The organism is Pseudomonas sp. PS01297 (assembly GCF_029959305.1).
Lineage (GTDB): Bacteria > Pseudomonadota > Gammaproteobacteria > Pseudomonadales > Pseudomonadaceae > Aquipseudomonas > Aquipseudomonas helleri.
Genome location: NZ_JASCPQ010000005.1, coordinates 72,362 through 84,319, shown reverse-complemented (window position 1 = coordinate 84,319; position 11,958 = coordinate 72,362). Strand labels below are relative to the sequence as shown.

Annotated in this window: 11 protein-coding genes; 7 read left to right on the top strand and 4 right to left on the bottom strand. The window is 58.2% G+C overall.

Annotation, left to right across the window (positions count from 1 at the left end; genetic code table 11):
* The first annotated feature begins 82 nt into the window (after window positions 1-82).
* Window positions 83-727, top strand: a complete 645-nt coding sequence (locus tag QMX84_RS03595) for a TetR/AcrR family transcriptional regulator (RefSeq protein ID WP_282363171.1) — start codon at window positions 83-85, stop codon at window positions 725-727.
* A gap of 68 nt (window positions 728-795) precedes the next feature.
* Here the strand turns inward: QMX84_RS03595 and QMX84_RS03590 are convergent, their stop codons facing one another.
* Window positions 796-1,188 carry a tautomerase family protein gene (locus QMX84_RS03590; RefSeq protein WP_123749269.1) on the bottom strand — a complete coding sequence of 131 codons (393 nt, stop codon included), beginning with the start codon at window positions 1,186-1,188 and terminating at the stop codon, window positions 796-798.
* A gap of 100 nt (window positions 1,189-1,288) precedes the next feature.
* The gene (locus QMX84_RS03585; protein ID WP_153332702.1) at window positions 1,289-2,479 is read right to left on the bottom strand and encodes an MFS transporter; all 1,191 of its coding nucleotides are present in this window, start codon (window positions 2,477-2,479) and stop codon (window positions 1,289-1,291) included.
* 99 nt (window positions 2,480-2,578) lie between these two features.
* On the opposite strand from QMX84_RS03585, the gene QMX84_RS03580 reads away from it, so the two are divergent.
* The 6 genes from QMX84_RS03580 to QMX84_RS03555 all read left to right on the top strand — a co-directional run bounded on the left by QMX84_RS03580 (window position 2,579) and on the right by QMX84_RS03555 (window position 8,858).
* Window positions 2,579-3,520 carry a LysR family transcriptional regulator gene (locus QMX84_RS03580; protein WP_282363170.1) on the top strand — a complete coding sequence of 314 codons (942 nt, stop codon included), beginning with the start codon at window positions 2,579-2,581 and terminating at the stop codon, window positions 3,518-3,520.
* 127 nt (window positions 3,521-3,647) lie between these two features.
* The gene (locus tag QMX84_RS03575) at window positions 3,648-4,157 is read left to right on the top strand and encodes a sigma-70 family RNA polymerase sigma factor (RefSeq protein ID WP_153389672.1); all 510 of its coding nucleotides are present in this window, start codon (window positions 3,648-3,650) and stop codon (window positions 4,155-4,157) included.
* Between the two features lie 5 nt (window positions 4,158-4,162).
* Window positions 4,163-5,152 carry a FecR domain-containing protein gene (locus QMX84_RS03570; protein ID WP_282363169.1) on the top strand — a complete coding sequence of 330 codons (990 nt, stop codon included), beginning with the start codon at window positions 4,163-4,165 and terminating at the stop codon, window positions 5,150-5,152.
* Window positions 5,153-5,270: 118 nt separating this feature from the next.
* Entirely contained in the window at window positions 5,271-5,924 is a 654-nt protein-coding gene (locus tag QMX84_RS03565) for a secretin and TonB N-terminal domain-containing protein (protein WP_282363168.1), read from the top strand.
* Window positions 5,816-7,729: a TonB-dependent siderophore receptor gene (locus tag QMX84_RS03560; protein ID WP_282363167.1), complete on the top strand. Its 1,914-nt coding sequence runs from the start codon at window positions 5,816-5,818 to the stop codon at window positions 7,727-7,729. Before QMX84_RS03565 ends, QMX84_RS03560 begins: the two co-directional genes overlap by 109 nt.
* Before the next feature lie 505 nt (window positions 7,730-8,234).
* Entirely contained in the window at window positions 8,235-8,858 is a 624-nt protein-coding gene (locus tag QMX84_RS03555) for a glutathione S-transferase (RefSeq protein ID WP_282363166.1), read from the top strand.
* 117 nt (window positions 8,859-8,975) lie between these two features.
* Here QMX84_RS03555 and QMX84_RS03550 read toward each other — a convergent pair whose 3' ends face one another.
* Together QMX84_RS03550 and QMX84_RS03545 are read right to left on the bottom strand one after the other, a co-directional pair.
* Window positions 8,976-10,403, bottom strand: coding sequence for an aldehyde dehydrogenase family protein (locus QMX84_RS03550; protein ID WP_282363165.1), 1,428 nt, complete (start codon window positions 10,401-10,403; stop codon window positions 8,976-8,978).
* Between the two features lie 14 nt (window positions 10,404-10,417).
* Window positions 10,418-11,917, bottom strand: a complete 1,500-nt coding sequence (locus QMX84_RS03545) for a CoA-acylating methylmalonate-semialdehyde dehydrogenase (protein WP_282363164.1) — start codon at window positions 11,915-11,917, stop codon at window positions 10,418-10,420.
* Window positions 11,918-11,958 lie beyond the last annotated feature (41 nt).

Here is an 11,958-nt window from a genome sequence, read left to right as displayed (position 1 = left end):
AATTAGTTGCATGACTATAAACTAATTTGCGAAATCCTGACAAGACGGCTACAAGACTGTCACCCACGTTCAAGGATCCGTTATGACACCGCCACAATCGCCCGCAACCCGAGGGCGCCCTCGTACCATCACCCGGGAACGCATCGTCGAAGCAGGCATCAAGATGGGCTTGCCGAGCATTACCTTTGTCGGCGTTGCTGCGGCACTGGGCGTCAGCCATATGGCGCTTTATAAGCACGTGGCCAATCTCGAAGCGCTGAAGAGCATGGTCGCCGAAGAGATCTTCACCCGCTGGCAGATACCCCAGGCCGAGGCTGATCAATACAGCGGGCTGAAGGACTACATGATGGTGTTTGCCACCTCGGTGCGGGTGTTCGTCAAGGCGCATCCCGGGCTGACGCCTTACGTCATCCGCAGGCTGGCGGCGACCCAGCCGATGCTCGCCAAAATCGACGACCATCAGAGCCATATCGCCCAGGCCTATGGCCTTTCAAAAGAGCGCGCGCGCTGGCTGCTGGCGACCGTCGCGTTTCACGGTATCGCCGTGGCCGATACGGTGTATTCGGTGACCGGCCGGGAACCGGTGCTGGAAGCTGAGCGCGCGGCAGAAGAAGCCGAGATGGAAGCCGAACTTGAACAAGGCATGCACGCGTTGATCGTCGGTGCACTGGTGCTGCTGGAGCAAGACGCTCAAAAAGAGGACGTAGTAAAACCGGCCATGCCCTAAAGCTGGCGGGCAAGCAGGTTGTGAAGCAACAGCGACTCGCCTGAGTCGCTGTGTGCATTGTTAATCAATCACTCCGTCGGGGCGTATTGCATCTCGCCGTTACCAAAGGACCAGTCTTCGCGTTTAACATCGATCAAATTGATCCAGACGTCTTCCTTTCTCAGCCCGGTTTTCTCATGAATACCCTCGGCAATGGCTTTGTAAAAAGCCTTTTTTACCTCAACCGAGCGCCCGGCATTCCAGGTGATCTGGATGAACACAATGTTCGGCGTGTAACTGATCCCCAGATACCCCGCAGCCGGGTAGACCAACTCTTCCTTGGCATGCCGGTGAATGATCTGAAACTTGTCATGCTCAGGCACGTTAGCAACGTTGACCATCGCCTGGTAAACCACATCGCCAATGGCAGCGGCGGTTTGGGCAGAGGTATCTGATGAAAGATCAATTCTGACGAGAGGCATGGAACAGTCCTATTTAGAAGGGAGAGCCTGGGGGAGTTAGCGCGTGGTTCTACGCTAAGCGCAACGACACATTGCAGCAAGCGCAGTGTTCTCGAAAAACTCAGGTTTCACTTGAGCGGCGGATAGATCCAGCCACACCGAGGATAAACAGCGCCGGCAGTAACAACCCCAGCACCAGCCAGGGTATGGCTTGCGGCCCCCAGCCTGTCAGCAGAACTGCACCGATTACGCCACTGCCTGCAAACGCCAGATTAAAGACCGTCACCAGCATTGATTGAGCGATGTCAGCGCCCTCACCCGCCACCTCGGCCAAGGCCGTTTGCAATAACGTCGGCGCTCCGCCAAAACTCAACCCCCACAGCACAAGGCAGCAATACAGTGCACTACCATTAAGACGCCCCACGCCCAAAGCAAGCGCTATCAGTGCAAAGGTGGTCAGGTTGATCAGAATCAAACGCTTGAGCCTGCCGTCGATTAAAACGCCGGTGCCCCACAGCCCAATCATCGCGGCGATCCCGAATGCCAGCAGGCCCCGATCGACCTGCACGGCCAATCCAACAGACGCCATAAACGCAGCGATGTACGTGTAAAGCGTGTAATGGGCCAGAATCCAGAGCATGACCACTACCAACACAGGTCGTACACCGGGCGTTTGCAGCACGTTGCGCAACGGCAAACGCCCAGCGGAACGCAACCCGGGATAATCAGGGATTTGCTGATGGATCCACAGCATAACCAGCAGACTAAGCCCTGAAAGCGCTGCAAATACCCAGCGCCAACCCAATAACGCACCCAGCCAGGCCCCAAGCGGTACGCCCAAAGCCAACGCTAAAGGTATGCCCAGCATCGCAAGCGCCAGGGCGCGGCCTTGAAGCTCAGGAGCGACCATGCGTCTGGCGTAGCCTGCCAGCAGGCTCCAGGCCAGACCGGTTGCTATCCCGACAAAAAGGCGGGCAGCCAGGGTCAGGCAAAACCACGGCGAGAACGCAGTCACGGCATTGCCGACACAAAACACCCCTGCCGCCAGCATCAGCAATACGCGCCGGCGCCAACCTTGCAGCGCCAAGGTTAATGGAATAGCCGCCAGCCCTGAACCCAGCGCGCACAGGGTCACCAGTTGGCCAGCCCAGGCTTGCGACACACCAAACGTTGCGGCAATTTGCGGCAAAAGCCCGGCGGGTACGGTTTCATTGGCGGTGGCGATAAAGCTGGCCATGGTCAGCGCCAATAGCGCCGCCAACGGAAGGCGCTCTTGGGGTCTCGATAAAGAAGAAAGTGTTTCAGCGGTCATGGCCTGTGCTCAGTAGCGATAGAAGGCCAAAGTCTGCGCAATTGCCAGAGCCTTGATAATTGGCCTAGCATTTGACGAACCTTCAAATCCAGATTGAATATGGCCACTGACCGCTTGGGTGATATGCGTTTATTTGTCGAGGCGGCAGCGCTCGGCAGTTTGTCGGCTGCGGGTCGTAAACTGGGCTTGTCGCCCGCTGCGGCCAGCGCGCGACTGATCAAACTGGAGTCGGCGCTGCGCACCCGTTTGTTTGATCGCACCACGCGCCAGTTACGCCTGACCGAAGAAGGCCGCTTTTACTTACAAAAATGCTGGGTCGCCTTGCGCGCTATTGACGAAGCCGAAGCCGGTCTTCAAGCCAGCGGTAAAGAAGTACGTGGCAAAGTGCGGATATCCGCCTCGGCCGATTTTGGCCGCAATCTGTTCAACGACTGGCTGCAAGACTTCAGCGCATTGCACCCGGAATTGAAAATCGCGCTGACCTTGTCTGATTCAGTGTCAAATCTGCTGCAGGACGATCTCGACCTAGCCATCCGTTTTGGCCAGCCCCAAGACAGCTCGCTGATCGCCCGCCAATTGGCTCCCAACTGGCGGGTACTGTGTGCGTCACCTGAATACCTGGCACGCCATGGTGAGCCTGAAACCCCTGCTGATCTCGCCAGGCACACGTTCATCGTCCTGGTCACGTCGGCCGGGCCGCTGAATACCTTCCACTTTGTGGTTGAAGGGCAGCCATGGGATCACGTCGTCCCCATGAGCGAAGCCTGGGAAACCAACGACGGTGCGCTGGCCAGGGAATGGGCATTGGCAGGTCACGGCATCGCCCGAAAAACCATTTGGGATGCCGCCATGGATATACGGACAGGCCGACTTAAAGTCGTGCTCCCTGACTTTTGCATCCGCGAAGCAGGTGTCTATGCCGTTTTACACAGTAACCGCTACCGAAGCCCCCGGGTGCGGGTATTGCTGGACTTCCTTATCGAGCGTTTCAATCGGGCAACCCATGATTTGTTGCTCGATACCAAGGATGCTGCGCACTAAACAACGGGTTATTCATTCTCCTGCCAGCCCTGTGAACACACTGGGCACGATACTGGCAGATTGCATCCCTCCAGCGGCCACGCTAAAGTTGAGAATACTTATCAATCACTAACTGATTTTCATCATCATGACCAACCACCGCAGTTTCGAACAGGATGTCGAGCACCTCTACCTGCAACACAGTGGTTGGCTGAAGAACTGGTTGCGTAAACGCTTGCAGGAAAACGCGGATGCCGATGACCTGACGCAGGATACGTTTGTACGCATCATGCGGTCGCGGCGCCCGGTCGATGACTTGCGCCAGCCCTTGGCCTATCTGGCGACAATTGCCAATAGCCTGCTGATCAATCGCTGGCGCCGTCAAGCGGTGGAGCGCGCTTACTTGCAAGCGTTGGCCGAGCAGCCACAAGCACTGCAAATGTCCCCGGAAGACAAATCCCTGCTGATTGAAACCCTGGTAGAGATCGATGAATTGCTCAACGGCATGCCGCCGTCCATGCGAGAAATTTTCTTGCTCTCGCAACTGGATGGCCTGACCTACAAACAGATCGGCAGCCAACTGGGGATGAGTGTCGATAAAGTCCAAAAATCCATGAGCAAAGCGTTCGCCATGTGCTACGCCAGCCAGTTCGAGTGAGTCGCGTGTCAGTACCCGAAAACCCGTCCACGCCTCTGCCCGAAGCCATCCGTGACCAGGCCCTGGCATGGTTTACCCTGGCGCAATCGGGCGAAATGAATTCGGCGCAAGCGTTGGCGCTCCAACAATGGCGCAACGCACATGTACAACACGAGCAGGCATGGCAACGCTTCAACAGCATTCGCCAACAGTTGCAGCGTCGTTCCAGCCAACTGGCCAACCCCTTGGCCCGGCAGACCTTAAAGAACACCCCTGCACAGGAACGCGATCGTCGCCAAGTGCTCAAGATTCTGCTCGGCGCAGGGCTTCTGGGCGGCACTGCCTGGCAAGCCAGCGACAGCTTCTGGCTGCAAAGCACGCTTGCTGATTATCACACCGGCACGGGCGAACGCAGCCACTACACCTTGGCCGACGGTACGCAGATCTGGCTTAACACGCGCACCCTGCTGGATGTGCACTACGACGCTCAGGTACGGCGTCTGACCTTGCGTCAAGGCGAAATAGATGTGCTTACCGCCGCCGACCCTGGCGGGCGACCGCTGCTGGTCTATACCGCCGAGGCGCGTTTGCAACCGCTGGGCACGCGTTTCAGCGTGCGCCGCGAGGAGGATGGGCGCGGTACCCTGCTGGCGGTCAGTAGCGGCATGGTGGCTGCCAGCCTGAAGAACGGTGGCGACTCACGGGTGGTGCAAGCCCACACCCAAGCCTGGATCAGCAGTAGCCAGGTGTACCCTGCACAACCCGCTAATCTCGCCGACACTGCCTGGATCGACGGTTTTATTGTCGCCGAGCGCATGCGCCTGGGGGACTTCATACAGGAACTGTCGCGCCATGTGCCCGGTCTGTTGCGCTGCGATCCCGCTGTCGCGGACCTGCGGCTGACAGGGTCGTACCCGTTGCAAGACCCCGAACAAATCTTCTCGATGTTGGAGCAAAGTTTGCCGGTGACAGTGCAGCGTCGGACCCGTTATTGGACAACCCTCACCTCTCGCTGAGCACGTCTTCAAAATAAATCAAAAAAATCGGCAGGTTTTTGATTCTCATTTGGCTTATGGGCAAATCCCGCTGATTGCGATAGCGGGCAGCCCCCTCTCCTGACGTCGGAAACCCGCCATGAAAGACCGCTCTATCCCTCGACCGCCTCTACGTAAACGCAGCTGTGTATCAGCCGTCAGCATGCTGCTGCTCGGCGGACTGGTCGTTACCGAAGGCTTGCTGATACCCCAGGTTCAGGCGCAGGCAGCGGATCGGCAGATTCAGTTTTCAGTCAATCCCGGCCCCCTGGATCAAGCGCTCGGCCAATTTGGCCGGCAAGCCGCCATTGCCCTGTCGACCAATGCCAGCCTGACCGCAGGCAAAACCAGCCAGGGCCTTAAGGGTCAATACCGCGTGGCCGAGGGGCTGGCACACATACTGGCGGGCAGCGGTTACTCCGCCGTGCAGCAGGCCAATGGCGCCTATTTGCTGGTGCCGCAGGTCGCCGGTGCGCTGGAGCTTGGCGCCACCAGTATCAACGCTTCGGCATTGGGCAGCACCACAGAGAACACCGGATCCTACGCCACCGGTGCCATGCAGACAGCGACCAAACTGTCGATGAGTCAGCGCGAGACCCCGCAGCGGTCACCGTCATCACCCGCCAGCGTATGGACGACCAAGACATGCGCAACCTGGATGACGTGGTGCAAGCCACTCCGGGCTTGCGCATGGCGGCTGCACGTCCCGCCAACAGCGAATATTTTTCACGGGGCTTTCCCATTACCAACCTGATGTTCGATGGCTTGCCCACTACCTACAACGCCGACTGGGTAGCCGCTGCAGACATGGCGCCGTACGACCGCGTAGAAATCGTGCGTGGCGCCACCGGCTTGATGCAAGGCGCGGGCAACCCGTCTGCCGCCATCAACATGGTGCGCAAACGCCCAACCCATGACTTTCAAGGCAGCATTAGCGCAGGGGCCGGGAGCTGGGACAATTACCGTTCCGAACTGGACCTCTCAGGCCCGTTGAACGACTCGGGCAGCCTGCGCGGACGCTTTGTCGGCGCCTACCAGGACAAGGACGGTTTCCAGGACTATGCCGGACGTGAGCGCGGGGTGTTTTACGGCATCAGCGAGTTCGACCTGAACGACTCCACCACCCTGACCGTCGGGGCCTCGGATCAAAACGATAACAACAACATCAACTGGGGCGGCTTGCCGGTCAACCCGGACGGCAGCCACGTCAACTTCTCCCGCTCCAAGACCTTCGGTTACACCTGGAGCCATCAGGACATCGACAACAAGACCGTGTTTGCCGAGCTGGACCATCGCTTCGCCAATGACTGGCGCGGCCATGTTTCGGCCTCTAAAAACTGGTCGGACTTCAAGCTGACCGGCGCTGTGCTGGAGCATTACGCCACCTACCAACAGCGGGTCTTCAACCAGAAGCGCAACTACGACCAGTCCACCTACGACGCCTATGTCAGCGGGCCTTTCAACCTGTTTGACCGCCAGCACGAATTGGTAGTCGGTGCCAGCAAGCGCCAGTTGAAGACCTCCGGCAAGGGCGGAAATATGTTTATTCCGGTGGCCGACATCATCAACTTCGACCCCCACAGCGTGCCCAAACCCTATGTGCCTGACAGCTACAACCTGAGCGAAAACATCGACCAGGAAGGCCTGTACGTGACCACCCGCTGGAGTATCAGCGACCCGTTAAAAGTGATCCTCGGCGCTCGCCTGGACTGGTACGACACCACGTCGATCTACGATCAGTTGAACGACGATTACTACACCAACAGCAATTACAAGGTCACGCGCAACCTGACCCGCTATGCCGGGGTGATCTATGAACTGGACGCCAACCATTCGGTCTACGCCAGCTACACCGACATCTTCATGCCGCAAAGCGAAGTGGCCAATGACAACTCCGTCATCAAGCCTATCGTTGGCAAGAACTACGAAATCGGGATCAAGGGCGAATACTTCAATGGTGCTTTGAACGCCAGCGCGGCCATCTTCCAGATTGATCAGGAGAACCGGGCGGCCTTGCTCGACAACCAGTCCCAATGCGCCCGCAGCGATGACGGCGTGTATTGCTACGAAGCCGCGGGTAAAGTCCGCAGCCAGGGCATTGACCTGGAGTTGATCGGCGCCTTGACCCCTGACTGGCAAGTCGGCGCAGGCTACACCTTTGCCCAGGCCAAGTACCGCAAAGATGCTGACCACAACAAGGAAGGCCGACTGTTCGATACCGACGTGCCGCGCCACCTGTTCAAGCTCAATACGGTTTACACCCTGCCGGGTGAGCTCAACCAATGGCGCGTCGGGGCCAACCTGTATAGCCAGAGCAGCATTTTCAACAAAGGCAGCAACTCAACCTTCGGCCAATATCACATCGAGCAAAGAACCTATGCATTGGTTGGGCTGATGGCGGGCTACAAGGTGAACCAACACCTGGATACCCGCTTGAACATCAACAACCTGTTCGACAAAAAGTATTACCAGGGTATCGCCAGCAACAGCACCTGGAGCCCCTACGACGTTTACGGCGACCCGCGTAACTTCAGCATCACGGCAAAGTACAGCTTCTAAATACCCTGGGAATTGTTCCTTGGATCAACAGCCACAGGGTTGCCTGGTTCTTGTAGCAGTTGACGAGCCTTGCGAGGCTACGTCCGGCTGCGCAGCAGCCGTAGAGCCTGGCGGCAAAGATCAAAAGATCGCGAGCAAGCTCGCTCCTACAGGACCTTTTAATCAATCACTTATTTTGTGTTTGATAGGAGTTGCCGCCCCGTCTACGACGCCGCGCTGTCGCGCAGCAAACAGGACAGCGAGTATCTTCAGCATCCCCCAATCGGTTCCCTCTCCTTCGGGAGAGGGCTAGGGTGAGGGGGCTCTTAGATAAAGATCAAAAGATCGCGAGCAAGCTCGCTCCTACAGGGCCTTAGGAATCAATCATTTATTTTATGTTTGAAAAGATGGAGCCCGGGTTTCGTATCAATCCCACCAACCACAGTGATTTGGCTTGAAGCAATCGGGCCAATGTGGAATATACCGAAGTGTCGACACCAATAGCCTCCAACGAGAAGGGCCTGGAATGATACGCATAATGGGTAGGGCATCATCGATCAATGTACGCAAGGTACTCTGGGCCTGTGCCGAGATGGAAATACCCTTTGAACGAGAGGATTGGGGGGCTGGCTTCAAATCGACGCACACCGCTGAGTTTCTGGCACTCAATCCCAATGCCATGGTGCCGGTCATTCAGGATGGCGATTTCATTCTGTGGGAATCAAACTCGATCATTCGCTACCTGGCTGCCCGCTACAACGCCAGCAACCTTTATCCGCACGAAGCGAGAGCCAGAGCCCGCGTGGACCAATGGATCGATTGGCAAGCGTCGGATCTCAACAAGTCGTGGAGTTATGCCTTTATGTCGCTGGTCAGGCATTCGCCAGAGCATCAGGACAGCCAGGCGCTGGCTGCCGCGTGCAATGACTGGTCCAGGCACATGGAGATTCTCAACCGTCAGCTTGCATCAACCGGGGCCTACGTTGCCGGCAACGAATTTTCCCTTGCAGACATTCCCATCGGCCTGTCGGTTAATCGTTGGTTCGAAACGCCGCTTGCACACCCGGATTTCCCGGCCGTCAGCGACTATTACGAACGTTTGAGTCAGCGACCGGGCTACCTCCTGCACGGAAGAAATGGCACGCCATGAACCATCAAGGCATGAATAGCATCAGTTCCTGTCCATGTATCAAGTGGCACCTTGATGTGGGAGCGGGCTTGCTCGCGATGCGGACAAGCCCGCTCCCATGGGGTTTAAGCCAAGTGCTTAGTTGCCCCAGCCCACCACGCCCTTGATTTCCAGGAAGTCGTGGATGCCCCAGCCCGCATATTCGCGGCCATTACCCGACTGTTTGTAGCCACCAAACGGCGCAAAAGTGTCCCAGTCCGGGTAGTTCAGGTACACAGAACCTGCACGCATGCGCCCGGCCACGGTGCGCGCGTGTTCTAGATGGGTGGATTGCACATAGGCGGCCAGGCCGTAAACGGTATCGTTGGCGATTTCGATGGCTTGCTCTTCGCTGTCGTAAGGCAGAATCGACAGCACCGGCCCGAATATCTCTTCGCGGGCGATGGTCATGCTCGGCTGTACGTTACCGAAAATTGTGGGACGCACGTAATAGCCCTTGTCCAACCCTTCCGGGCGGCCCAGGCCACCGGCCACCAGAGTGGCGCCCTCCTCGATCCCGGCCTGGATCAAACCCTGAATCTTGTCGAACTGCGCCGCGCTGATCACCGGGCCCAGGTTGGTGTTGGCATCACGCGGGCTGCCGGTGACCAGTTGCTGCGCTGTACGTTTGGCAATTTCCAACGCCCGGGCATGCTGCGCCGCCGGGACCAGCATGCGCGTCGGCGCGTCGCATGATTGCCCCGAGTTGGAGAAACAGCCCTGCACGCCCTTGGCAACAGCGACCTCAAAGTCAGCGTCTTCCAGCAGGATATTCGCCGACTTGCCGCCCAGTTCCTGAGCCACACGCTTGACCGTATCGGCTGCCGACTTGGCGACCATGATGCCTGCACGCGTAGAGCCGGTGAACGAAACCATGTCGACCTGCGGATGGCTGCTCATGGGTTGGCCGACGTCCGGCCCGGTGCCATTGACCAGGTTGAAGACCCCGGCCGGCACGCCCGCCTCATGCAAAATTTCGGCAAAGATGATGCCGGTCAACGGTGCAATTTCACTCGGTTTGAGCACCACGGTGCAACCCGCGGCAATGGCCGGCGCGACTTTGCAGACGATTTGGTTGAGCGGCCAGTTCCACGGCGTGATCAGTGCACACACGCCGATGGCTTCACGCACCACACGGGTGGTGCCGTGCTGTTCACTGAACGTGAACGACTTCAGCGCGCTGATAGTCGATTCAAGGTGCGCACGACCGCTCCAGACCTGCGCGTCGCGGGCAAAATGCAGCGGCGCGCCCATTTCCTGGCTGACGGCCTGAACCAGGTCGTCATAGCGCAGGTTATAGACCCGCAAAATCTCTTCCAGCAGTGCCAGACGCTCACCGACGCTGGTCAGCGAAAACGCCGGGAAAGCCCTGCGGGCCGCTGCCACAGCTTTGTTCACATCCTCGGCATTGCCCACGGCGATCTTGATAAAGGCCTGTTCGGTTGAGGGATCAACCACCTCAAGCGTCTCTCCAGACTCGGCCTCAAGCCATTGACCCTCGATATAAAACTTCAGTGCATTGTTCATTGTGTTCACTCAGCTCAATGGTTACTGGGGAAGGCAAACTGCGCCGCTTCGTGGCTGGCACGGCGCGGCCAACGTTGGGTAATGGCTTTTTTCCGGGTATAGAAACGCACCCCGTCAGGGCCATAGGCGTGCAGATCGCCAAACAGTGAGCGCTTCCAGCCGCCAAAGCTGTGGTAGCTCACTGGCACGGGCAGCGGGACGTTAACCCCGACCATGCCCACTTCGATTTCATCGCAGAACAACCGGGCCGCTTCACCGCCGCGGGTGAAGATGCACGTGCCGTTACCGTATTCGTGTTCATTGATCAGTTGCATGGCCGCTTCGAGGCTGCCCACGCGGACGATACACAATACCGGGCCGAAGATTTCATCGGTATAGATGCTCATCTGCGCGGTCACCCGGTCGAACAGCGTACCGCCGACAAAGAAGCCGTTTTCGTGCCCTTGCACCTGCAAGTCACGGCCATCCACCACCAGTTCAGCACCTTGGGCAACGCCCGCATCAATGTAGCCCTTGACCTTGTCCCGCGCCGCAGCGGTGACCAACGGCCCCATGTCGAGGCCGCTGGAAGTGCCCGCACCAATTTTCAGTCCACGGATTTGCGGCAGCAGTTTTGCTACCAGGGCATCGGCAACCGCATCGCCCACACACACCGCCACCGACAGGGCCATGCAGCGCTCACCGCAAGAGCCATAGGCAGCGCCCATCAAGGCGCCGACGGTATTGTCCAGATCCGCGTCGGGCATCACCACGCAATGGTTTTTTGCCCCGCCCAATGCCTGTACGCGTTTGCCGCGCTGGGTGCCCTCGCTGTAGATGTATTGCGCAATCGGCGTGGAACCGACAAAACTCAGGGCTTTGACATGCACAGACTCAATCAGGCCATCTACTGCTTCCTTGTCGCCATGCACCACGCTCAGCACGCCGTTGGGCAAACCCGCCTGAATCAGCAATTCAGCGATATACAAGGTCGAACTCGGGTCGCGTTCCGAGGGTTTGAGGATAAAGCAGTTACCGCAGACGATCGCCAACGGGTACATCCACAACGGCACCATGGCCGGGAAGTTGAACGGCGTAATGCCTGCCACCACCCCTAGCGGTTGCAGGTCGCTCCAGGCATCGATGCCGGGGCCAACATTGCGGCTGTAATCACCCTTCAGCAGTTGCGGCGCGCCACAGGCGAATTCGACGTTTTCAATCCCGCGTTTGAGTTCACCCGCTGCATCTTCAAGCGTTTTGCCGTGCTCTTCGCTGATCATCAGGGCAATCGCCGCTTCGTGTTCCTCAAGCAACTGTTTGAAGCGGTACATCACCTGCGCGCGCTTGGCCGGTGGCGTGTTGCGCCAGGCCGGAAACGCCGCCTTGGCGGCCTCAATGGCCTGCTGCAAAGTCGCTGCGTCAGCCAGAGCCACTTGCTTGCTCACCGCGCCCGTGGACGGGTTGTAAACGTCGGCGGTGCGGCCAGTGCCCTGAACCCGCACACCGTTGATCAAATGAGGAACGATACTGCCCATTACGACTCTCCCATGCCGGGCAAGCAGCCCTTGCCCGGCCG